The sequence below is a fragment of the Carboxylicivirga caseinilyticus genome, assembly GCF_050589785.1.
In the GTDB taxonomy this organism is placed as follows: Bacteria; Bacteroidota; Bacteroidia; order Bacteroidales; family Marinilabiliaceae; genus Carboxylicivirga; species Carboxylicivirga caseinilyticus.
Genome location: NZ_JBNGOX010000037.1, coordinates 1 through 24,739, shown reverse-complemented (window position 1 = coordinate 24,739; position 24,739 = coordinate 1). Strand labels below are relative to the sequence as shown.

Below are 24,739 nucleotides of genomic sequence, written 5' to 3'. Positions count from 1 at the left end.
CTGTAGAAGTTAAATTATTCATAGCGTAAAGATTCGATCGGATCAAGCTTAGCAGCTTTTAATGCAGGCATAAGTCCTGAAACTAACCCAACTGTCAGGCAAATGGCAACACCCAATATTACCCAGTTCCAAGGCACAACAAAAGGAGCTTTCAATGCAATAGACATTAAATTTCCAATAATAATACCCAATATAATGCCAACAGCTCCACCAACCTGTCCAATAATAATCGATTCCAATAAAAACTGATTACGGATTGCTTTGGTATTTGCACCCATCGCCTTTCTGATGCCAATTTCACGGGTTCTTTCTGCCACAGCCACCAACATTATATTCATTAATCCAATAGCCGCCCCAATTAACGTTATTAAACCAATTACTGCAGCAATTAAAGTAACTGTACCAGTACTTTCAATCAGTATTCGTGATAAATTATCACTTTTGTTGACATTAAAATTATTCTCATCATGTACTGTCAAACGTCGAATAATCCGAAATAATCCTGTTGCTTCGCTTATTGCATTATCAATCTGCTGACTATCCATTGCCTTCACAACAATATTATAAGACATATTCGGACGACTGAATTTCTGTCTTACATTCGTTACCGGTAGCAATAGAATATTATCACTCTGACTACCAAAACCGGCTCCCTTCTCTTCCAATACTCCAATCACCAAATATTTTGCACCAGCAACACTTATTATCTGATCAACAGGATTCTCGACATCAGGAAATACCTTTTTTGCCAAAGCACTTCCCAAAACAGCTACGTATCTGTGATCATGTACCTCCTGAACACTAAAATGTCTTCCTTTACTTAAAGTATGACCTTCTACATCAATAAAGTTTTCATCAACACCGTAAACAGCTACATTAGGATTTGATTTATTCTCCCCTGCTTTAACTGTTGCAGCACCCGTTGCATTATAGGAAACAGATACTGTTGCCGGAAAATCGAATTCTTCTTTAAAGGTCATAGCCTCTTTGAAAGAGATATAACCATAATTCTTCTGACGCATAGAGTTATTACCCACCTGTACATTCATTCCCCTGTTTTCGATGGTAAATGAATTAGCACCCATTCCTGTAAACTTAGTACTTATAGCCACTTTAATAGAAGTAATTGCAGTCAAAATCCCAATTAAGGCAGTTATACCAATTCCAATTATCAATATGGTAAGGATAGTACGTAATAAATTAGAACGGATTGAACCGAAGGCTATTCGAAGGTTTTCATAGATCAGTATTAGCTTCATACGATTGACAATGAGCTTACAAATTAGGTATATGGTACATAATATTTCAGCGTCAAGTTAGCAAAAGAATTTTAAACCTGTTAGAAGAACAACAAAAACCTGATGACCTTGTTATTAACTGAGAGACTTTTTTTAGTAAATTTGATTTCTAAAACCGCAATATTCACATTATCTAAATAAATCAGAAAAATGGCTTTTGATATTGAGATGATTAAGAAGGTTTACGCTGAGTTGCCTGATAAAGTAGAAAAAACACGTCAGCTTCTTGGAAGACCTTTAACTTTAACAGAGAAAATTTTATATGCCCACCTTGCTGATAATCTCCCCGCTTCAGCATACGAAAGAGGTAGCTCGTATGTAAATTTCAATCCAGATCGTGTAGCGATGCAGGACGCAACAGCTCAAATGGCCCTATTGCAATTTATGCAAGCCGGCAAAGAAAAAGCTGCTGTCCCGTCAACAGTTCATGCCGATCACCTGATTCAGGCTAAGGTTGGGGCTTCAACTGACCTTAAAACAGCGGAAGTTAGCAACAAGGAAGTATATGACTTCTTAAGCTCAGTATCAAACCGCTATGGTATTGGATTCTGGAAGCCAGGTGCAGGTATTATTCACCAGGTTGTTTTGGAAAATTATGCCTTCCCTGGTGGAATGATGATTGGAACAGATTCGCATACTGTTAATGCGGGTGGACTGGGAATGATCGCCATCGGTGTTGGTGGTGCCGATGCTGTTGATGTTATGGCAGGTATGCCATGGGAATTGAAATTTCCTAAATTAATCGGTGTTAAACTTACCGGTAAATTAAATGGCTGGACAGCACCAAAAGATATTATCCTTAAAGTTGCAGGAATATTAACTGTAAAAGGAGGCACTGGTTGTGTTGTTGAGTATTTTGGAGAAGGAGCTCAATCGTTAAGCTGTACTGGTAAAGGAACCATCTGTAACATGGGTGCTGAAATTGGTGCAACTACTTCTACCTTTGGATACGACGAATCGATGGAACGCTACCTTCGTGCTACCGACCGTTCTGATGTTGCAGATGCTGCCAACAGTGTAAAAGAACATCTGACAGCCGATGCTGAAGTGTATGCAAATCCAGAAAAATATTTCGATCAGTTAATTGAAATTAATCTTGATGAGTTAGAACCTCACTTGAATGGTCCTTTCACTCCTGACCGTGCTACTCCTATTTCAAAAATGAAGGAAGAAGCAGAAAAGAATGGTTGGCCATTGGAAGTTGAAGTGGGATTAATTGGTTCATGTACCAACTCTTCTTATGAAGATATTTCAAGAGCTGCTTCAATTGCTAAACAAGCTGCAGAGAAAAACCTTAAAGCTAAGGGTGAGTTTAAAATTACACCCGGTTCAGAGCAGGTACGATACACCATTGAACGTGATGGATTGATTGATATATTCAATAATATGGGTGGTGAAGTGTTTGCCAATGCCTGTGGACCTTGTATTGGAATGTGGGCACGTACGGGTGCTGAGAAACAAGAGAAAAACACCATTGTTCACTCATTCAACCGAAACTTTGCAAAACGTGCCGATGGTAATCCAAACACTTATGCTTTTGTTGGATCGCCAGAATTAGTGACCGCAATGGCCATTGCCGGAAACCTTGGGTTTAATCCAATCACCGATACTTTGGTAAATGAAAAAGGTGAAACCGTAAAACTGGATGAGCCAACCGGATATGAATTACCTCCTCAAGGTTTTGGAGTGGAAGATCCAGGATATCAGGCACCGGCTGAAGATGGTTCAAGCATCGAAGTTGTGGTAAACCCTGAAAGTGATCGTCTTCAACTATTGACTCCTTTTGCACCATGGGATGGAAAAAATATTACAGGTGCCAAATTGCTGATTAAAGCAAAAGGTAAATGTACTACTGACCATATTTCAATGGCCGGACCATGGTTAAAATACCGTGGACACCTTGACAATATCTCAAATAACATGCTGATTGGTGGTGTTAACTTTTTTAATGATGAAACCAATAAAGTTAAAAACCAGTTAACCGGCGAATACGGTGAAGTTCCAGCTACTCAAAGAGCATATAAAACAGCTGGTATTCCTTCTGTTGTTGTGGGTGATCATAACTATGGTGAAGGATCTTCTCGCGAGCATGCTGCCATGGAACCCCGTCATTTAGGAGTAAGAGCTGTAATTGTAAAAAGTTTTGCCCGTATTCATGAAACAAACCTTAAGAAACAAGGTATGTTGGGATTAACTTTTGCAAATGAAGCCGACTATGATCTGATTCAGGAAGATGATACCTTTAACTTCATTGATTTGGATAAGTTTAAACCAGGTCAGACTTTAAAAATTGAAGTGGTTCATTCTGATGGAACTAAAGATGTTATTACTCTTAACCATTCGTATAATAAACAGCAAATCGACTGGTTTAAAGCAGGTTCAGCACTTAATCTTATTAAACAGCAGAATGCTTAAATGAATAATCAAAACATTGATAAATCTAATAGGAGCTGCCTTTGAGCAGCTCTTTTTATTTGCCTTTCATTCTATTAATCAGGTAGACTCCTGTTAAAATAACAGCCATAAAAACTATCTGCATCAACGAAATGGATTCTCCATCAATCAATCCCCAAAGAATTGCAAACACGGGTATGATATATGTTACAGAAGAAGCAAAAACTGCAGAAGCATATCTAATTAAAGTATTCATTACAAGCATGGCCAGGGCAGTTCCCACAATCCCCAATAAAATTAAAGCGCCTAAATGTATATACCATCCCTCATGCTGAATTGCATTAGTAATGTTGGTTGTCAAGAAATAAAAAATAGCCACGGGACCAATAAAGAAAAAGGATAGAGAAGTAATCTGAACTCCATTTAAATGCGTTAGTCTGGCTTTAATCTCATTAATATTAACACCATAGCAAATGGTTGCCAAAACGATAAATAAGGCATAGCTATTTACTTGCCCTAAATCGAGTCCTCCACCCATTGAGATTAATCCTGCAGCACCCAGTAACCCCATAAGAATTCCTAAAAACTGTGCATTTTTAAAGGTACTTTTATACAGCAGCAAACCAACGATAAAAGTAAAAACCGGAGTAAGTGAATTTAACATACCTGCTAAAGCACTGTCAATTCGAGTTTGTGCCTTTGTAAATAAAAATGCAGGTATCAGGCTACCCAAAAAACCAGCTATTAATAAACTCTTCAGATCTTTCTTTTTTAAAACCCTGAAGCTTTTTATGGAATAGGGTAACAATACCAGAAAGGCAGAACCTATTCGAATGGAAGCTGCCTGATCACTTTCAAAGCTTTTCAAACCAATTTTCATGAGAATAAAAGAGCTTCCCCATACAAAGGCCAACACTAGCAGAACTGAAAACTGAAACCATTTTTTATTCCAGGGCATAAAGTAAAATTTAGAAGACACTAAACTAGTATATTTTCGGCTATAAACAGAGAGCATTAAAACAGATAGAAAGCAATTCTGTTATAAGTACTATACATTCTTATTACTTTTATTAAAATTTTAATCATATACTCATGAAGTCTCCATTTAAAAAGTTAACTGTACTAATTGTAGTTTTAGCAATGGGTATGTTTTCAGCTTTCAGCCAGTCAGTTTTGAGTCCGGCTGATTTATTAAGTCTTAAATCAATCCATACAAATCAATTAACCCCTGATGGCTCAAAGCTTATGTATAGCATTTACACTCCTCGTTCGGCAAATGATAAACCGGGTGGAGCCATATCAACTTATATGATTTTGGACCTTAATACCAACGAGTCAAAACCTTTGTTTGATGACGACCAAAAAGCTTCATCTCCTCAGTGGAATAACGATGGATCATTGTTGGCTGTTATAAAGAACATTAAAGGAACCAGACAAGTATTTTTTATTTCTAATGATGGAAATGAATACCAAATTACAAATTCTCCTACAGGAGTAAATAGCTTTCAATGGAGCCCGCAAAACAATGCCATTGCCTACATTGCTTCTGTTGGAAAAACTGACAAACAAAAGGAATTGGAAAAACGAGGATACGATTTTATTTTTTACGAAGAAGACATAATCAATAACCACTTATGGATTCAAAATTTTGATATTGAATTTAAACCTACAGATCTTAAGGCCATTACTACCAAAGGAAATATATGGGATTTTACTTTTGATAAACAAGGAAAACAAATTGCCTACAGTTGCAGTGAGCTCAATTTGATCGATCAGAAATACATGTTCAGAAAAATAAAAATCTATAACCTTGAATCCAGCACAGTATCTCATCAATTAAGCAACGAAGGGAAATTAGGTAATTATTCTTTTAGTCCGGATGGAACAAAACTTGTTTATACCGGGGCTTTAAACATCAATGATCATTCAGTTAGTCAGGCTTATATTTTTGATTTAAATACTCAAAAAACAGAGAACATAACACCTGATAAATACAAAGGACATATTACCTGGGCCGACTGGAAGAATAACAAAGAGTTGTTATATATTGGCGAAGAAGGTGTCAATAATAAATTATACACTTTTTCAGTCAATAAGGAAAAGAGAAGCCTTCTCCTCGATTCTGAAGAAAATGGAATAATCTTTAGTTCTCCTCTTTATTCCAATGACTTTAAAACCTTCGTCTTTAGCGCATCTACACCAACTAATGCATCCGATATCTACACTTGGGATAGTAAAAAAGCTTTAAAGCAAGTTAAAAACATCAACCCTGTATTAAATGAGAGAACTTTAGGGAAACAGGAAGTAATAAAATTTAATGCCCGCGATGGCCTGGAAATAGAAGGTTTGTTAATTAAACCGGTAGGTTACAACGAGAATGAAACATACCCACTCATTATGTTTGTTCACGGAGGTCCTGAATCGCACCATTCAAATGGCTGGTTATGTCGATATGCAACGCCAGGACAGGTTATGGCAGGTAAAGGTTATCTAGTAGCCTATATCAACTACCGGGCCAGTACTGGTTATGGTGTAGATTTCGGCATGCATGGATTTGAAGATCCGGCCGGAACTGAATTCGATGATTTGGCAGATGCAATTGATTACCTTGTAAAAGAAAAAGGTGCTGACCGTGATAGAGTTGGTATGGCTGGTGGATCATATGGAGGATATGCCTCTGCCTGGTTTGCCACCTACTACACCGACTATGTTAAAGCCGTTGGTATGTTTGTGGGTATTAGCGATATTATCAGTAAACGTGGTACTACTGATATTCCTTACGAAGAGTTATACGTACACAGTGGGAAACCATTGGAAGAAATGTGGGATATTAGTCTAAAACGAAGCCCTATTTATTATGCACATCGGAGTAAGACTGCCACACTTATATATGGTGGTGCTGATGATCCTAGAGTACATCCTACTCAAAGTTATGAGTTATATAGAAGAATGAAGATGAATCATCATCCGGCTGTGCGACTCGTGCAATATCCGGGCGAAGGACATGGTAACCGCAAACAAGTGGGACAAATCGATGTTCTGTACCGCCAAATTGCCTGGATGGATTGGTATGTTAAAGATCTGAAGCCCTTGGATGGACCAATGCCTCCTTTAGATATCAGCGATCAGTATGGATTGGATTGGTAGTTTTTTATTATTTTCGAACTTATAAATAAACCCGGCAATTGTCGGGTTTTATTTTTTAATAAAAAAAATGTAACGATTCAATTGTTAGGCCATCTAAATAGCAAAACCTAATTAAAGAATGAAAAACAAAGAACAACAGTTTAATGAACTGGTATCTGATCATGGAACTAAAATAATGCGCATTTGCAGCTATTACAATTCCGATCCGGATGAACAAAAAGATATGTATCAGGAGATACTTATCAACATCTGGAACAGTTTACATTCTTTCAGAGGCGATGCTGCCATCAGTACATGGATCTACCGAATTGCTGTGAATACTTCATTAAGCTTTACCGGTAAAAGCTTCCGTAAAATGAAACTGATTGTTAATACCGATACATCTAACATCCACAATCTGCTGGATGAAGATGATACGGAAAACAAAGTAAGACTCGAAAGAAAACTGAACCAGTTGCAAACAGAGCTAAATCAGTTATCGGTAATTGACAAATCTCTCATAACTCTTCTTCTTGAAGGATTAACCATGCGTGAGATTGCTGATATTATTGGCATAACCGAACCCAATGTAAAGGTTAAGATTCATCGTATTAAAGAACAATTGAAAACCAAATTAAAACCAGATGGCCATGAATAACAAATCAAATAAACCACAAATACATCTTAACGAACTTATCTCTAAATTAAGGAGTGAAGATGAAAAAAGCATAAAATCAACCAATCGATTTAAAATCTTTTATTTTGTATTTGGTGCTGTATATGCACTCGTTTTTATCTTTCATTTTGTATTTGATGAAGATAACAGTTGGACTGATTCATTAAGTGGATTCTTTTATGTACTGGCATGGATCACTTTTGCCCTTTTATTCCGAAAAGCCAATAAGGAATATCGTCAGATTGACTATTCACTCCCTACGATTTTGATGCTTCGTAAAGCCGCTCAAAGATATAAACTCTTTCAACCAAAGCTGACAATAGCTATCGGAGCCGTTCTACTCATTAATATTGCTTCTTCGCTTAACAAGGTAGAAATACCCATGACACATGAAGCTATATCAGATATAATTCAGTTTCAAATAATATTTGTAATTGCAATAACTGCAAGTTTTATTATTGGCGTATTGGTATGGCGCAAACGACAAAAGCCTATACGCGATAATGCCTTAGCACTGATTGATGAGTTAGAGAATTGAAACCAAAACCTAAAAAAAGACAGCTGTGATATGATAATGTAACCACAGCTGTTTATTTTTAATTCGAAATAATATTACTTCGATACTTCCATCTTCAGCTTCTTCCCTTTTATCTTCTCGTTCTTAAGATTTTGAAGTAGTTTTTTTACTTTGCCACTTTTAACCGCTACAAAGGCCGAATGATCAAGCACATCTATTCGCCCCAATTCATCCTTCTGTAACCTTCCTTTCTTAAAAAACAAACCAACAATGTCAATTTTATTGACTTTGTCTTTTTTCCCACTACCAATATAAAGAGTTGTCCAGTCGGGTAACTCGGGCAATTCGGTATACGAATTTACCTCTTCGAACTGTAATTCTGTTTTAATATATTCAGGCAAAGGTTCTTCTTCTGCCAGTAATAAGTATACAGTTCCTTCTGCATTCATTCGGGCAGTTCGTCCGTTTCGATGTATATAGGCATCTTCTTTACCTGGTAAATGATAATGAATCACATATTTTATTTCAGGAATATCCAAACCACGCGATGCCAAATCGGTTGTTATTAATAAATGATGACTGCCATTTCTAAATTTGATTAAAGCACGCTCTCTGTCTTCCTGCTTCATGCCTCCATGAAAAACATCATGTCTCAGGCCCATATCATGCAGGTGATTACTGATTCGATCGGCTGCTTCGCGATGATTTACAAAAACAAGCATTGGCTCGTTACCCAAATGACAAACCAGTTTAAAAAAAGCATCCAGTTTATCTTTACCTTCCGAGCGAACTCCTTTCAAGGTCAAGGTAAGAGGTTTTTCTACTTCACTGATATAACTAAGGGTTTGAGCATTCTTAATTCCCACAAAAGCAGGAATATCCTTTAAGTTGGTAGCTGAAGTCAGTACTCGCTGCTTCAGCGCTTTCAATTGAAAGATGATTTCTTTCATCTCAGCCTGAAAACCCAATTCTAGTGATTTATCAAATTCATCGAGCACCAAATATTTCAGGTGATCAAACGAAAAACGTTCACGACGAACATGATCGGCAATTCTACCTGGTGTGCCTATTAATACAGTGGGTGGATGTAAAAAGCTGTTTCGTTCCGTTTGAATAGAGTGTCCTCCATAGCTACACAGGACCTTTAATCCGGTCTTCAACTCTCTAAAAACCTGCTCTATCTGAATAGCCAACTCTCGCGAAGGGGCTAAAATCATTAATTGAACAACTTCCTTTTCAGGATTCAGTTTTAAAAGTAAGGGTAATAAAAAGGCCAGTGTTTTGCCCGAACCTGTTGGCGAAAGTAAAATGATATCTTTACCCGCTGCAGCGGTTGTGAGCATCTCTTGCTGCATTGGCTTTAACTCACTTATTCCCAAAGCATTTATATAGTTCTTAATTTGATCTTCCATAGCTTTCATCCCGCAAAGATAAACAAACATATCTCATACTTACAGGGTAAGAGTTGAAGCAAATTTCTGTGTCCATGGACAAGCCATCATGCATTGCAGGCAAGTAGTACAATTTTCAATATTCAACAAGTCATTTCTGTCCAGTTGCTGATTCCAGGTAATACCTTTTAAAGCTTTTGGGACGCATGCTTTTACACACTCATTGCATTGTCCGCATTTACTGGTGATTATTTCATGATTCTCTGTTTCCAGGGGTGCATTGGTTAAAACAGAACACATACAAAGAGCACTTCCATAGTCTGGATGAACAAGCAGGTTATGCTTACCAATCCATCCTAAACCTGCAAGCAGAGCAATGGTTTTATGTGGTACCGGAGTTCGTAACTCCTGTAAATTATAACGTTGGCTTTTTTCCAGATTTTTTTCTGACTGAGAATAAGCCTCATACCCATGGTCTGTTAAATAGGTTGCCAGAATATCAGCCAGGTTATCAATTTTTGTTCGGTTAAATGAAATTGATCTTGATTCATTTGCTTGGTTCGCAACATATCTTTCACATAATCGGGATTGGCAGATACTTCCTGGATGTAGGCTGGCGATAAAGGAATAAGAATTAATACCGCTGATTTATAACCCAGTGTTTGCTTTTTATTAAGATGAGACACATCAACAAAACGTACCAATTGAGCTCCATTGGAGAACAGAAAATCTGATATTAGTCTATTTATTGGCAACATATAAAACTACTTCACTTCATGCCGTCCATCTGGCAAAAAATTCACAGAGAACAATTGTCTTTTTTGATTGAACAATTCATATCCGATTTTTAAATCATTCCATAAGTTTACTACCTCAATGTTAGATTGATATTTCTCTTTTAGTTCTGTAAAACGATTATCTGTTAACCGAGCAGGAAAAATCGTCACTGGAATTTTCTTCTGACCATTCTGACGTGCTTCAACACAGATTAAATAAAGTTCTTTTATCTGATCATCAGTAATGGGCAAACAACCAATGGTAACACAATCGCCATGTATATAAATATCGTTCCCGGGATATTTTTTATCACTTAAGATCTTATCTGAAGCATTGGGATAATTGAGTCGCATTGACAAATAAAATTTACTTTGCGGATTAAAAGCACTGATATGATAAAAACCTTCGGGTATCTGTAAATCACCTTGTTTTCTTTTTGGGCCTATTTTTCCACTAGTTGCACATATTTTATATGTTTTAATCAATTGAAAATTTTTATCAGTCTTGTCTCTGGCCCAAAGCTCCAGTTCCTTTTCAGTCTTGAAAGCTCGCAGATACACTTCAAGCTGATCCAAATTAAGACCATATTGAGTTAAAAGAGTTTTTAACCCTGCTTCCTTTTCTAGATAGGCATCAGCCACTCTTTTAAATTTTTTCTGATCAGCTTTAAAACCATTCGCAAACAAACCACCCATAAATAATATTCCAAGAATTATTTTGACCATTTAATTTGATTTATTTACATACGACCAATAATCTCCTGATGCAATTTGCCTTAACTTATCAACCGAATGATTGTAAGTATACACCCAACACCTTACTTTTTGTCCATCATTCATAAATGCTTCCAGTTTTTCTCTCTTATATTCATTCGGTTGTGCGAAGGTAGGTCCTACTTCTTCATATTTATCCAGTTCTGTAAAAACAGTCTCTTCATCTTCTATTGCAAATATATTCCCGATTACCTTCTCACCAGATTTATCTGAAACTACAACTCCCGGATATCCATCTATTTCATATAATCTTCCATTTATGTATGCACTACCTAAATGTCGTCCATTATCCTTTAAAAAATTTGCCATCCTGCTATCTACCTTATATAAAAGTGTACCGTAAACAAATAAAAGTGTCATTACTAAAGTATTTCCTGAATATTTTGTAAGGTAATAAAATTCAACTTTGTTTTCATTTTTCTAAATAAAAACGCAAAAGGCTGCCTACAATCTTGCAGACAGCCTAACCACTAAAACAAATTCACAATTAACCTATTGAATCAAACCATACTACTTTTTCTGAGAATAGCAGAAAACCATTATTTTATATACATCCCCTACTTTTTTAAAATCTGTATTCTGATTTTTCACAAAGTTCTCTATATCATCCTTCATATCCGGAAACACTTTCATTAAACGTTTCTTCGTTAATACCGGATAGAATTCACCTTCATTAAAAACATATAATACATCCTCTTCCATGATTCTGTTTGACTGATCAACATCTATTTGAGGAGCTCTGCCTCCGGCACCTTGAACTGAAGTATAGCTTTGAGCTGAACTTGATTCACTGTAAGTACCATATCCTGCAGCCAATCCTCCATTCTGCAACTTTGTTTTATGACGAAGAAAAACCTGATTATCGCCAATGGATAAAACCTCTAAGAAGGCCTCAGCAAAACCATATACAAAGGTAAATTGATGAATCTTTACACTCTTTACTTTTGAAGGTTCTGCTATAGCCAATTCCTGGTCATCTTGCATAAAAACCATCTGTTCATCCAGCGTATTATAATTTAATTTGGCTTTTGCTGTTGTACCATCTTTCATTAGAATGGTGGCATCGGTAAATACATCAAATAAGTAACTTGAATTAACTGGATTCTGACCAATCACAATTTGACTTAACAATAAAGTAGCTAATAGGATAAGGTTGATTTTCATAACTTTTGGATTAGGATTTATAACATACAACTAAGCTACCATCAAACTACAAAATGGGATGTAAGATTCTGGTCAAAAGATCAAATAAATTAGCCAACCAAGTTTTTTACAGATAGTCATAAATGAAGCGAGGCCCTGTAACTTTGCGTTACAAGACCTCACGACTCCCCCTATAAAAAGTTACCCGATACTACGTATTTTTTAGCTTAAAAAAGGAAATGGCTTCTTTTAAACCCCCTTGCCTATTCAATTATACTTCAAACTAATACCTATTCCCTCAACCTTTGATGCTATTTTACTGGGTAACATATTCCACTCAAAAATTGCGTTGTTTACCTCACTTATTATTTTATTCCTTCATTCTTTTATTTATCATCCATTTCAGTTTTATGGTACCTTTTACAACAAAACTGCATTATCTATAACTATCCATTTATCAACCTGTTAATAGTACTCAGTAGTTCCTCTGTAATCATATATTTATGCACAACCGCAGAAAATCCTGCTTCATAAAAATCCTCCCAGTATACCTTTTCACTGTACATACTAATTGCTATAAGCTTGAAATCTGGTCTTATTGCTTTTAGCATGCTAACTGATTCTTTACTCTCATCATCAAGAATATCAATATCGATCAGTACCAAATCAGCTTCGTTAAGCTCTGGTGATTTTAACAGCATTTTACAGTCTGGCGCGCTACCTAATATTATATATTCGCTATTGCTTTCAATAAAATCAACAATAGCATCCACCATACTTTTCGAACTATTAACTATAATTATATTTGGATGTTGTTTCCTCACAAGTTGTACATAACGATGTACGTTATTCTAGTATGCAAGGTAGATATGATTTACTTAACAAAAGACAGTGAAAACATGGTTTTCACATAGGGAAATCCCTATATTTTACAGTTTCACTATTTTGTTTTTTATAGCCCATAAAATGAGAGCTGCATTATTTCTCGAATTCGTTTTTCGCATAAGGCGAGCCTTATTGCTTTCGATAGTTTTTACACTTACAAATAACTTATCTGCCAATTCCTGATTTGTTAATCCTTCGCAGATATGTTTCAACATCTCGGCTTCTTTCTCTGTGATATTTTCTGAATCGTCATTTGCCTTTAAACCAGAGTCCTGATACTTCATGTTTTTAATAACATTCTGCAATAATTCCTGTGAAAAGTAGCTACCTCCTTTATATACTTCACGTATTCCCTCTTCAAGCTCCTGTATACTTGCTTGTTTAAGAATAAACCCCTTAGCTCCGGCAGCAACCAGATCGTGATAATACTGTGATTCGTTATACAACGATAAGGCTATAACCTTTAAATCGGATCTCACAGCTAACACTTTTCGTGTTGCAGTAATACCATCCATCACCGGCATATCGATATCTGTTACTATGATATCTACCTGCAAGTGCTTAATATTATCAACCAGTTCTTTACCATTGCTATATTCAGCTACTATTTCAAAATCATCAATTTGTGAAACCAATACTCTGATTCCTTCCCGTATCAAATCTAAATCTTCAACTAAAACAATTCGTATCATAATCGTTACAATGGTAAATAAACCTTTATTTCAACTCCTTCATCAGGGCTGGTTGAGTAATTAAAACTTCCGCCAATATTATCGATTCTGGCAATCAGATTATTTAATCCAAAACCTTTGTTCTTGTTTTTTTCATAATCAAAACCAACTCCATTATCCCGAAATGCAATAAAAAGCCCCTCCTCTTTATCCTGAATTTCAACAACAATATCTTTAGCTTTTGAGTGTTTAATTGAATTATTAATCAACTCAACAACAGACCTATAAGTTGTGAACTGTGTAACTTCGTTTAATGTTGACTGCACATCAATATCAATAGAAAAATGTATTTCAGACACAGGTCTAAGCTTCTCAACAAAAGTCAGTACAGCATCTTTTAATCCATAATTTCGAAGAATATGGGGGCTTAGGTTATTTGAAATATCTTTAATTTCATTAATAGATTCATCCAAAATCTGTTGTAATCGCAAATTATAATTATCGATAACACTTTGATCCTTTACTTTTGTAAGACTGTGTGCATAAATTTTAGCAGTTGAGATTAAAGGTCCTAATCCGTCGTGTAATTCTTTGGCCACCCTACCTCTCTCCTTTTCTTCTGTTTGAACAATGGCCTTAACAATCTCTTTCAACCTCTGCTTTCGTTCCGTCAGATCTACAAACATCAGCAATATTTTATCATTCGATAAACTGTAGTGAATCTCTGCAATCCGTTCTTCTCCATTCTTACATTTATACACATACTCTTTTACTGGAGGCAAAACCTTGTTATTAAAAGCATTATCGATATTAAACTGCCATTCTTTGATGACTTCCTGAAAAACTCTGAATTCTGGTATCGCCAACTTTAAAATTGAATAAACATCCGCTCCATCATTTAACGAATATCCCAACTGGTTTACAAAACTATTATTCAGGAAAAGAATCTGGTATCCTTTATTAACAATGGCAACCGGTAATGGGAGATCATTTAAACTATTATAAAGCATTTCTTCGCTGGCCTTTAGTTTGCTAACCTCTGTTTTATAGGCACTAACCATATTGTAAACCACAGTGCTTATCGACAATGAAATGATAACCAGCACCAAACCATCTGTAATCCATGTAGTTGACAATTTTGCCAGAGTACTGGTATCAATTTTATATGGTATGACATTGAGCACATATAAAGTCCCAAAAACAATATAAACGAGAAGTGAAATAAAACCAAAAACCAAGGTTCGTCTGTACGACAAATAAAGAATAGAAAAGACCGGCACCAATACAAGGGCGTATTTACTCAAGGCAAAGAAGCCATAGTGATACATGCCAAATGCTGCCAACAATATCAAAACTATCAGGAATAGATGGATTCGAAAGCGTGTTTGCCAATTGGTATAAAATAAAAATGAAAGGCTTAATATCAGCGTTAGTCCAGTTAAACCAACGGTGCTCAATTCACCAGAGATCAGATACGATCGAATAACAGCAATTATGACAACCGGAACAACGAGAACTGTTAGAACAAGAAATACTTTTTTCAGTATCTTATCATTTAACTCATCCTGATTAAGCGACTTATCTTGTAATGAATTCTTTATTTCCAAAATTTTCTTATCCTGATTTTATTTAAATATAAGAATAAATAAAAACAATATTGATTATTGTGTTTGCTTTAAATATTTTTTACTACGACTTCTACAAATCGTGGTTTCACAATTTTGATAATATATTGTAAATTATTTATTAAGTACTTATAAGTTATATTTATCCTTCAGATAGTCTATACATCTTCCAATTCGTTTTGCTTTCGTTTCTTCTTTACGAGCCTCTGCAATCCACTCAATAAATTCTTTGCGCCTTCCTTCCGGTTCCTTTTCAAAAGCAGTTTTTAATCGTGTATCTTCAAAATCAAAGCAAACAGACAACTCTTTTGGAATCTCAATTAAAGAATCATCAGGAAAGAGAACGATATGCACTGTGTCTCCTTCTTGTTTCTTAATAGCTTTTCGTATAGCCGTTTTTACAGGTAGAAATAGTTTGCCATTACCCATTGGCATTAATCGGGAATGTTTTAACTCATAGTTATCAATATATCCACAGACTTTTATCCAATTAAACCAGGCATGTTTATCAGGTTCAACTTCAGGAATTTCGGCATAGGTCCACCCTCCTTTTCCTGGAAACTTTTCAAGGAGGTAATTTTTATCAACAATTGGTATTCTTTGCTTATTCTTCATCGTTAAAAGCTTTACCACTTAACAGGCAGCTAAATAAGTGCCAAGTCAGAAGCTTAAATTAACGATTTATATTAAATCTGGCTTTAATAACCCATTGCATATCTTTAATAAATTTAAAAATTTCACGTAGGGTAGCCTGTTCAACAGCCGTCAACCTTTTTAACTCCAGAAAATTGGTTGCTTCGGTAAAATCACGCAATATTTGGGTTGATTGATTTTTCAACCTTAATCCCATTAAATAATAATAGGCATTGAGCAACTCTTTGTATTGAGACTCATCAAAATGACCTGCTTTGTGCAACTCTTTAAGTCTCGCTCCGGTATTGTTATCCTGAATTTTATGTTGTAATGCATACATACGTGCCATATCAACAATGGTACTCATCGAATGCTTAATATTAAAAACCTTTTTGTCGTTTTTCACAAAGGTCTTAATTCCTTTAAAAACAGTTAAAGGAACCTCATATTGCAAAGTGTTACTTACCAGGTTATATAAAAATTTTGGAGGCGCTTTATCGATACAATCCAGCATATGATGATGTAACTCATCAAACAACGACTTATCGCCATAAACAAACCGGCAATCGAAGAAGGTTGAAAATTTAACAACCTGATCAGGTGCCGGCTCTGCAATCCAGCTATCATAATTGCGCTTCCAATGCGATAATGAATGACACCACTTTGGATTTTTCGCCATAAATCCTCCGGTACAAAACTTAAAACCAATATCATCCAGACGCGTTGATATACGATTGGCAAATTCAAGAAAATAAGCCCTTACTGTTTCTCTCTGAAGATTTGCTTTGTCTTCGTATATAATTGCATTATCCTGATCAGTAGCCAGTGTTTGTTCATTTCGTCCTTCACTACCCAAAACCATAAAACAGAATTGCGCAGGTGCTGGAGGCATCTCTTTAATCACACCTTTTATCACCCTGAAAAGAATTTCATCAGCAATCGTGCTTATGATACGATTTACAATTTCGGCATTCACACCTCTCCCCAACATCGACTCAATAAACTCAGGAACTTTCGCCCATTTTTCTTTTAACTCAAAAACGGTATTGGATAATTTAACAGACTGTATGAAAACCAAAGGTGACTGAGCATGCTCTGTCAACAAACGATAACGACTTAAATATCCAAGGTTTTGTTCTCCATCCTTGACTAAGAGATACTCTTTCTGTGAAGGGTACAAAGCTAATAAAGCTTCATAAACCAATGCATCTTTCGAAATGGTTACCACTTCCTTTTCAGCAACTTCCATCACCTCAGTATAAATACTCTTTTCGTTGGCAATGGCATTTGTTATAATGGTATCTTTTGATACAAAGGCTACCAATTCATTATCCTCTTTGATATAAACACAATTAACAACATTATCGCGCATTAAAGCAGCTACTGCATGCAATGGTGTTTGAGGCGAACAGGTAACTAAAAGACGTGGAGTGATGGTATCGATCTTACGTGTAAAGATCAGGTCGGCATCAATGAAGTTCTCTTCAAACATGGTATTTTGCTTCACAAAATGCGCATATGCATCATTCAGCATTTTATTGCCAAATTGATTTGAAAAGAACTCAAAAAACTCATGATAGCTGCGACACAAAGCTTTAAACTCCTCTTTATCAAGAGTAAGAACCTCAGTATCTTCAAGGGCAATAACAGTTCGAATGGAAAATTGCTTATTAAGAAGAACAGAACTTCCTCCGTAGATATCATTACTATTATATAATTCTTCTAACCTAAGAACATTTGTACTATCGTAAAAATTGGCTTTATAAGCCCCCTTCACAATGATATCAATTGTGGTAACCGGACTCTTATCCTGAATATAAATAGTTTCATCTTTTTTAAATGTCTTAATCGACATCATATCAGAAACCTCTTTGAGAATAGAATCAGGTAAGATACAAAAGGGGGATATATGTTGTAAAAACTCTTTATTATCTTTCATAACAAAACACTCAACTAAGCTATAAACAATAATTTTTCAGGAAAAACAAAAGTCATATCATGACAAAAATTGCAGTAACAAACCTCTGAGTTTGCCACTTTTTCTGAAATACCTTTGCTGCCTCTGAATTACCTTGTCATCAATCTTTCCCTGTTTTACTTGTTCAAAAAAGCATTCCTTTGTTGCAACTGCATCAACTTTTGCATTATGTGCATCTTTCAATTCTCTGTTAAAGAGCTGTTGATACAATTGGTTTAATCTCAACATAGGTGTATCAATCGGAGCATAAGGTCGTCGTGTATTAAGCATGGTACAAAACTTTGGTAAAGCATCCAAATCAAGAGTTTCTCCAACACGGTTAAGTGCCACTTCAATCATTCGCAGATCAAACTTTAGGAAATGCCCTACCAATAAAGGTTTGTATTTTTTAATATCGTCAACCAATTTCATGATTGCATCCTCGCGTGATATCCCGTTTTGCTGCAAAAATTCAAGATTGATCCCATGGATTTTATATGCATTAGGATTGATTTGAATTTCACCTGGATTAATATAAAAATCGCGCGTAAACAAAGTTTCTCCACTACTTTTACAAACTGTCCAGGATACCTGCAATACATATGGCCACTTATGAATATCATCAGTTGATGAGTTCCATTGATGTGGTCTGTCCGATGTTTCTGTATCAATAAACAGGATGTAGTCTTTCATATATTGAATTTAGCCTCAGCAAATGTACTAATGATCGGCTAAAGCATAAAATTTCAACTTATAAAAACATTGCTTTGATTAGATTCCGATTTACTTTTGATGAATTTTTATTCTTGAAAAGTTTATATACTATTCTCTATTAAGATTTTCAGAATCAATTCAACAGTTTATTTTGACAACTCCACAGTTATCAACTCAATCATCCTATCAAGCTCATCTTGCAAAGGAATGTAATGATTCTGCTCAGTAGCAAAAGCTGATAGAATAAACATGATAAGATTATTCTCAAACTCAGGAGAAGCTAATATTTTCAGATTACTTCTTGTAATCTTACTTGTTGGTAAATCAATTTGACTTTTAATACCCTGATTAAAATCAAAGATTGTCTTAATACTGTACTCTTCACCAGATAGAATATTAATCACCTTTTCTCTTTGTTTTTCAAGATCAACTTCCTGCTTAGCAACATCATCAAGTGTCGAAATCCAATTAGTAAGATAAACCCTCAATTGGTTATTTGAAATATCTTTTAAACTACCAGAATTAATCATTTCGTTTAATAAGGAGTTATTGGGATTGAAAGCAATATCGAAAGCCAGACTATTAAATATCAATTCTGAAAACTGCTCTTCTGATATTAACGAATCAGGATTTTCAATAAAATAGACGATCCTTTTTGCACCTTCATAGTTTGCATGATTAATCTTAATAAGCTCTTGCAACTTATTTTTGCTGGTTTCCAATTCTTTTTGCAACCCTTCGAGATACACTTTTTCCTTTTTACGTATATTATGTTCCTGATTGATATTATTGATGGCTAAAGCGATTAATATACCAATCACAACTAATATTATTTCACCAAAAGCATACGTAACATACTTCTTAATTTTATTATCTGACAAAAGGGCTTGTCTGATTATTCTAAAAAACCTCATCTGTTATATTTTGATCAATTTTCAGGTAAATTATTTACCCCAAAGTACATATGATATAGCCTTAATCATTGTTGCCAGGTAGTTTTTCCTGTTTGCGGCTTTATCTTTAAATTGTTGCATCAGATCATTCTCAATCTTTCTTCCTTTTATCATTACCCATTTCGGATTTTTTAGGGTTGACAAATCTTTTAATGGATTATCCTCAGTGAGAATTAAATTAGCATGCTTACCCAAGTCAATTGTTCCAAAGTTAGAGTATTCTTCATACACTTTGGAAGGATTTCTAGTGGCCGTTTGCAAAGCTTCATAATTACTCATGCCAGCCTGCACATAAAATTCCAGTTCCTGATGAATTGAGAAACCTGCTGCCGTATTCACGATGCCGGCATCGGTTCCGGCAACAATGTTAACACCTGCTTCATACAACTTTTGTAGAATTTCCATATGAAACTGTTGTTGCTCATTGATTCGCTGAATGGATGATGAGTCACTTGATCGGATTGCCATATGCCTGTTATAATCTCCGCCAACATCCTCAACAAAAGAATTGAGATATGCAATCTGTTCCGACTGAAGATAAGCTTCACCTTTATTATAGATTTCAGTTAGATTAAAAAATACTGTTATCGTAGGACAATGAGTCTGTCCTGAATGGGCATAGCCATCAACTACCTCCTGCAACTTTTCACGGTCGTACTTATAGTTTAATGCTTGCTGATAAATATCTTCGGTATGTTCAACAGTGCTAATTCTATCATCGAAATGATATTTGTACTCGACTAGAAAACTGGGATGTGCGATCACTGGTATTCCTGACAAAGTAGCTTGATTAAGTACGGCTTCAAATAGATGTTTTGGTAAAAGATTGTATGTTTTTATATAATCGTATCCAGCCTCTTTATATTTTATAACTAATTGTGCAGCTTCTTCCGGAGTATTCACTTGTTTATGAAAGATATCACCATCATCTGGCCCTGAAAATTGTGGAGATGAAGTATAAAACTCCGGACCTATGATCTCACTCTTCTGCAATTGTTCTTTAACCTCCAGATGAAATGGCATCCCCAATAAACTTCGGATTGTTGTGACACCATTAGCCAGGTAAAGACCTAATTCGAAGCGATCCCAAAGATGAACATGCATATCTATCAATCCCGGAGATAAATAACCACCTTTCCCATCAATAATAGGAACTTCAACAAAAGGTTTTGCTTTGCTTATTTCTTTAATAACTCCATTCTCCACCAATACTGTCATATTTTCCAAAACAGTATCTGCAGTCATCGGAATAATATTCACATTGGATATAATGTATGAATTTGCTTTTAATTCGGGATGATTATTGATTTTCAGGTATGCCGATTGATTTTTTTCTAATTGTAAGATAACTACAGATGCCAACCAAACAACAAGAACTAAGCTTAATAGTGTATAAAGTAATCTCTTCAGGAATTTCATAGGTTAGATTTATTGTTTCAATAAAAAATAACCCTGAAATCTAACAAATAGTTTTATAGACTAAAAATAAAGACCATAAAACCTGCCAAAATGAAGTAATTAATTATGCTTGCTTTTAATAGGGATCCATATTTCTTCTTCAGAATCAGGAGCTGTATTACTATATTTTTCACCCAAAACTTCAAAATGAGGTCGGGCATCCAGAACATATTCAGAAGCAGGCAACCAGGATCCCAGTAAATATTGAAAGAAAGAATGATCTGAGGCTAATCCTTTATAATTGAATACTGCATACATTCCTTCAGGTATAACCATAATATCCAGCTCCGATGGCACTTCATCCATACTTGTAACTTCTACAGCAGCCCATTTTATAAAATTTTTCTCAGGATCAAATGCCATGAAATAGTTGGAATCATATACCGTTAATGAAATCAAATCATTATTCAAACGATTCTTAACCTCCCTTTTTTGAGGCATAAAACTTCGCCAAAGCTCACTAATTTTATAGTTAGCCAAGCTCATCTGTAGCTTTTTACCAACTAAAATCCGTTGATGTGTAGTAATAATTTGAGGAACTAATTGCATAGGAAAACAAAAGTAGCAAAGACTACAACCTCAACAAATTATATGCACCATTAGTTAATTAATACTTTACCAGATTGCCGTTTAGAATTAGAATATATCAAATAGAAATAAATTCCTTTAGTAAGTTGACTCACATCTATTCTTTCATAACCAGAAGTCAAATTTCTATGCAATATTTTCTTTCCTGCCAGATTATAGATCTCAATTTGATATGTGTGAACAGATTCTTCACATTCTATGGTTATAAAATCACTCGCAGGATTAGGATAAACATTGAAATCAATATTTTCAGCCTCATTTAGATCAGTAGAACTATTTGTATCTGAATAATAATATTTGATTTTACGGTATTGCTCCATTTCAGTACTACCTTCTTCCTTCTTAAACAGATTATTATCAATTATTTTATGATGATAGTATAACGATTCTGAATTTCTGAAATAATAAGGAACCAAAATAGCATCAGAAGAGATATCATAATCATATTCAAATACCGAATTCTTATAATCAAAACCAGGTTGTTCATTGGAATAATCCCAAACTACAGAGTTATTGCCATTAATATCGCCTCTTTCTCCTCTAATATATGATTCCATTTTATGTCGTTTCCATTCCTCGCCATGCTTATGATACACTGTTTTTGAAAGCAATTGCCAAAAGCTGTAACTATATAAATACCAAACATATTCATCCTGTTCCCATTCAGCTAATTCTTTATTATAAACTGAATGATAAATATAGTGAGGAAGACCTGTATGGATATAGGTATAATCATTCTTCGAAGATTTCTCCCATTCTTCTAAATCTGAGCTCCATTGCATTACACTATCTTTCAGCAATTTTCCCTCATCATCATAACTATAATAAACTTGCTCTGTTTCTAACCATTGTTTACTGCTATACTTCCATGCAAAACGATTGGTTTGTTTGAGCTTATTCTTTGTATTATATCGGTAATCTTCTTTGATAAATTCATGCCATACATTATCAACACCTATTACATAAGTAACAAAACCTGAAAGATTACCTTCCTGATCGTAGCTCATCTCTTCTTTCATTAGTTCACTCCAGACATTTTCACCCGCATCCCACGATGAATAAATCCATAAAGTTTCCTGGTCATGATCATATGTGAAAGATTCTTTGATGAATGGTCTATCCCATTGCTGAGAGTTCTCGTTATAATTGAATTCAACCAGACTATCTAATTTATACTCTTTTGTATTAGTAATTTTCAAAACAATACTTCTATCAGACTCTCCATGACGCTTTGACAAAAGTGTTTGAATATCAGCTTCTGATACCTGGGATTTACCTTCAAAAACAAACAGGTTGATCAATAACAGTAGAAAGGTGTACTTAAACATGCTTATTTTAATTTGATGGATCAAAAAAAACACATTCACTTAAAAGGAAAGTTATCTCAGGATAACTTCTTTGCAGCCATACGTTTTTCTTTACTGTATTGCTGTGGAGTCATATTTAAATAACTGGCAATATATTTATCCGGCGTATCTCCCAATATCCAATGAGCCCGCTCTACAATCTCGTGAAACAACTGAAACCTTTTGGTTGGATTCCGATATTGTAGCATCAATGTACGATTCTCGCGGTCTGCAAGGATGGTTTCATAAATCTTATACAATAAATAGCTGAGTTCCTGACTTTGTTTCGCCATTTCTTCCAGCTCACCTTTCTCAATATACAATAACTCTACATCAGTTATTGCTTCATGAATTTCGATAGAAGGGGAACCTTCGACATAACTCTTAATACAATTAAATGCCAAACCTTTGGGAGTAATATTAATGGTAACAGGTTCATCATCTTCAAAAATATACTGATGCACCACCCCGCTCATCACCAATTTTGATCGGGTTTCAATCTCTCCTTCTCGTAAAATAGAATCACCTTTGTTATAGCATTTCTTTTTGAATGCTTTTTTCAACATCAGAAAAAGTTCATCCGATACAGGTGCTGAGACACTAAGGAAATCATATAAAAGCTCGTATTCTGATTGGGTTATGGCACTCATATTCGTTTTATAAACTGACTTAAATATTGACTAATAATGCTGTAATCAACATACTTTAAAATCTTTACAAATTGAACATTTACTGACTCTTTTGTGCTAACACAGAGTATAACAAAGGAAGTTTACCTTCCAAGCCTTTTATCTGATATTTTCCATCATCTATCTGAACTGTGTTCTGAAAACAATCGTAAGGGGAATAATCATACTCATGCATATCGGCTATTGTTAATCCGGCATGTATTAAAGCATTTACCACCTCTCCCATGCCATGATTCCAGCTTACTGATGTTTCTTTTATATCAGCATCTTTATTTGTATAGGTTCCTTCCTCTTCTTCCACAATTGGATCGGATTTAAGATAATTATACTCAACCTTGGTAAAGTCGTAACTAAACATCCATACAACAGGATGAAACTCCACAATCAGAAATTGTCCACCTGGTTTTAAAAAATGATTGATTACCTGAGCCCACCTATCCATATCAGGAAGCCAACCTATTGTACCGTATGAAGTAAAAACAATATCAAACTGCTCATCCAGTACTTCGGATAATTGATAAATATCGCTTTGAATAAATATTGCATCCATTCCAACCGCCTCGTTTAACTGTCGCGCCTTTTCAATCGCTTTGTCTGATAAATCAACACCTGTCGCCTTCGCTCCCATGCGGGCAAACGAAAGTGTATCCTGCCCAAAGTGACATTGAAGATGCAATATTTTCTTATCTTTTACATCACCCAACAAATTCAGCTCTATTGGATTTAATGAACTTCTCCCCTTTAGAAATGACTTTACATCATAAAAATCAGATTCGTAATGTATTTCTGTTTTTTTATTCCAAAGATTTTTATTGATTTCGATATAATTCATTATTTCCGTGTTTTAATTTGCTTTGTACAGATACACAATAATCTATTATAAGCAGATAAATATAACTAATAGTCTATAGAACCTTAAAAATTAAAAAGCTAAATCACTTTAAATGCTAGTATCTCTTGCACATTGATAACAAATACATTGGTAATTTTCATCACCCAAAATAAAGATATAGTATAAATATTATCAAACAAAAAGAGGGTGTCCAAAAACGGATGCCCTCTTTTTTTGTTCATAATCAGTATTTTATCTTCTTAATTATTTGTTTATATGCTTGATATTTAGTA

At 35.1% G+C, this 24,739-nt stretch carries 24 protein-coding genes; 4 read left to right on the top strand and 20 right to left on the bottom strand.

All coding sequences use genetic code 11. The features are described 5' to 3' along the window. Positions 1-14: 14 nt before the first annotated feature. A complete protein-coding gene (locus ACRD62_RS16895; RefSeq protein WP_430821303.1) occupies positions 15-1,259 on the bottom strand; it encodes an ABC transporter permease in 1,245 nt (414 codons plus the stop codon). Positions 1,260-1,448: 189 nt separating this feature from the next. Between ACRD62_RS16895 and ACRD62_RS16890 the strand changes: the two genes are divergently transcribed. After that, positions 1,449-3,713: an aconitate hydratase gene (locus ACRD62_RS16890; protein ID WP_430821302.1), complete on the top strand. Its 2,265-nt coding sequence runs from the start codon at positions 1,449-1,451 to the stop codon at positions 3,711-3,713. Positions 3,714-3,768: 55 nt separating this feature from the next. Here the strand turns inward: ACRD62_RS16890 and ACRD62_RS16885 are convergent, their stop codons facing one another. Further along, positions 3,769-4,650, bottom strand: a complete 882-nt coding sequence (locus tag ACRD62_RS16885) for a DMT family transporter (protein WP_430821301.1) — start codon at positions 4,648-4,650, stop codon at positions 3,769-3,771. A 134-nt stretch (positions 4,651-4,784) separates the two neighbouring features. Between ACRD62_RS16885 and ACRD62_RS16880 the strand changes: the two genes are divergently transcribed. The 3 genes from ACRD62_RS16880 to ACRD62_RS16870 all read left to right on the top strand — a co-directional run bounded on the left by ACRD62_RS16880 (position 4,785) and on the right by ACRD62_RS16870 (position 8,032). Further along, the gene (locus ACRD62_RS16880; RefSeq protein ID WP_430821300.1) at positions 4,785-6,839 is read left to right on the top strand and encodes a S9 family peptidase; all 2,055 of its coding nucleotides are present in this window, start codon (positions 4,785-4,787) and stop codon (positions 6,837-6,839) included. 118 nt (positions 6,840-6,957) lie between these two features. Then, entirely contained in the window at positions 6,958-7,476 is a 519-nt protein-coding gene (locus ACRD62_RS16875; RefSeq protein ID WP_430821299.1) for an RNA polymerase sigma factor, read from the top strand. Beyond that, positions 7,469-8,032: a hypothetical protein gene (locus ACRD62_RS16870; RefSeq protein ID WP_430821298.1), complete on the top strand. Its 564-nt coding sequence runs from the start codon at positions 7,469-7,471 to the stop codon at positions 8,030-8,032. Before ACRD62_RS16875 ends, ACRD62_RS16870 begins: the two co-directional genes overlap by 8 nt. Positions 8,033-8,106: 74 nt before the next feature. On the opposite strand, the gene ACRD62_RS16865 is transcribed toward ACRD62_RS16870, so the two are convergent. The 18 genes from ACRD62_RS16865 to ACRD62_RS16780 all read right to left on the bottom strand — a co-directional run bounded on the left by ACRD62_RS16865 (position 8,107) and on the right by ACRD62_RS16780 (position 24,446). Then, complete coding sequence (locus ACRD62_RS16865) at positions 8,107-9,432, bottom strand: DEAD/DEAH box helicase (protein ID WP_430821297.1); 1,326 nt, start codon at positions 9,430-9,432, stop codon at positions 8,107-8,109. Between the two features lie 30 nt (positions 9,433-9,462). Beyond that, a complete protein-coding gene (locus ACRD62_RS16860; protein ID WP_430821296.1) occupies positions 9,463-9,702 on the bottom strand; it encodes a 4Fe-4S dicluster domain-containing protein in 240 nt (79 codons plus the stop codon). A 179-nt stretch (positions 9,703-9,881) separates the two neighbouring features. Then, positions 9,882-10,160, bottom strand: coding sequence for a hypothetical protein (locus tag ACRD62_RS16855; protein WP_430821295.1), 279 nt, complete (start codon positions 10,158-10,160; stop codon positions 9,882-9,884). A gap of 6 nt (positions 10,161-10,166) precedes the next feature. Then, the gene (locus ACRD62_RS16850) at positions 10,167-10,904 is read right to left on the bottom strand and encodes a L,D-transpeptidase family protein (protein WP_430821294.1); all 738 of its coding nucleotides are present in this window, start codon (positions 10,902-10,904) and stop codon (positions 10,167-10,169) included. Then, positions 10,905-11,312 carry a gamma-glutamylcyclotransferase family protein gene (locus ACRD62_RS16845; RefSeq protein ID WP_430821292.1) on the bottom strand — a complete coding sequence of 136 codons (408 nt, stop codon included), beginning with the start codon at positions 11,310-11,312 and terminating at the stop codon, positions 10,905-10,907. It abuts the gene before it with no gap. A 150-nt stretch (positions 11,313-11,462) separates the two neighbouring features. Next, positions 11,463-12,116 (bottom strand): hypothetical protein, encoded by a 654-nt coding sequence (locus tag ACRD62_RS16840; protein ID WP_430821291.1) that lies wholly within the window; start codon positions 12,114-12,116, stop codon positions 11,463-11,465. Positions 12,117-12,541: 425 nt separating this feature from the next. Beyond that, complete coding sequence (locus tag ACRD62_RS16835) at positions 12,542-12,919, bottom strand: response regulator (RefSeq protein ID WP_430821290.1); 378 nt, start codon at positions 12,917-12,919, stop codon at positions 12,542-12,544. A gap of 105 nt (positions 12,920-13,024) precedes the next feature. Continuing rightward, positions 13,025-13,672, bottom strand: a complete 648-nt coding sequence (locus tag ACRD62_RS16830; protein WP_430821289.1) for a response regulator transcription factor — start codon at positions 13,670-13,672, stop codon at positions 13,025-13,027. 5 nt (positions 13,673-13,677) lie between these two features. Next, the gene (locus ACRD62_RS16825) at positions 13,678-15,258 is read right to left on the bottom strand and encodes a PAS domain-containing sensor histidine kinase (RefSeq protein WP_430821288.1); all 1,581 of its coding nucleotides are present in this window, start codon (positions 15,256-15,258) and stop codon (positions 13,678-13,680) included. Between the two features lie 147 nt (positions 15,259-15,405). Further along, entirely contained in the window at positions 15,406-15,891 is a 486-nt protein-coding gene (locus ACRD62_RS16820; protein WP_430821287.1) for a DUF1905 domain-containing protein, read from the bottom strand. A gap of 58 nt (positions 15,892-15,949) precedes the next feature. Then, positions 15,950-17,848, bottom strand: coding sequence for a DUF294 nucleotidyltransferase-like domain-containing protein (locus ACRD62_RS16815; protein ID WP_430821286.1), 1,899 nt, complete (start codon positions 17,846-17,848; stop codon positions 15,950-15,952). 57 nt (positions 17,849-17,905) lie between these two features. After that, positions 17,906-18,559 (bottom strand): 3'-5' exonuclease, encoded by a 654-nt coding sequence (locus ACRD62_RS16810; RefSeq protein WP_430821285.1) that lies wholly within the window; start codon positions 18,557-18,559, stop codon positions 17,906-17,908. Between the two features lie 167 nt (positions 18,560-18,726). Further along, positions 18,727-19,494: a DUF6090 family protein gene (locus tag ACRD62_RS16805; protein ID WP_430821284.1), complete on the bottom strand. Its 768-nt coding sequence runs from the start codon at positions 19,492-19,494 to the stop codon at positions 18,727-18,729. A gap of 30 nt (positions 19,495-19,524) precedes the next feature. Then, positions 19,525-20,952 (bottom strand): amidohydrolase family protein, encoded by a 1,428-nt coding sequence (locus tag ACRD62_RS16800; protein WP_430821283.1) that lies wholly within the window; start codon positions 20,950-20,952, stop codon positions 19,525-19,527. Between the two features lie 99 nt (positions 20,953-21,051). Further along, on the bottom strand, positions 21,052-21,540 hold the full coding sequence (locus ACRD62_RS16795) for a GyrI-like domain-containing protein (RefSeq protein WP_430821282.1): 489 nt from the start codon (positions 21,538-21,540) through the stop codon (positions 21,052-21,054). A 50-nt stretch (positions 21,541-21,590) separates the two neighbouring features. Beyond that, the gene (locus tag ACRD62_RS16790; RefSeq protein ID WP_430821281.1) at positions 21,591-22,907 is read right to left on the bottom strand and encodes a T9SS type A sorting domain-containing protein; all 1,317 of its coding nucleotides are present in this window, start codon (positions 22,905-22,907) and stop codon (positions 21,591-21,593) included. Between the two features lie 56 nt (positions 22,908-22,963). Continuing rightward, a complete protein-coding gene (locus ACRD62_RS16785) occupies positions 22,964-23,575 on the bottom strand; it encodes a Crp/Fnr family transcriptional regulator (protein WP_430821280.1) in 612 nt (203 codons plus the stop codon). Between the two features lie 79 nt (positions 23,576-23,654). After that, entirely contained in the window at positions 23,655-24,446 is a 792-nt protein-coding gene (locus ACRD62_RS16780; RefSeq protein WP_430821279.1) for a class I SAM-dependent methyltransferase, read from the bottom strand. Between the last annotated feature and the right edge of the window lie 293 nt (positions 24,447-24,739).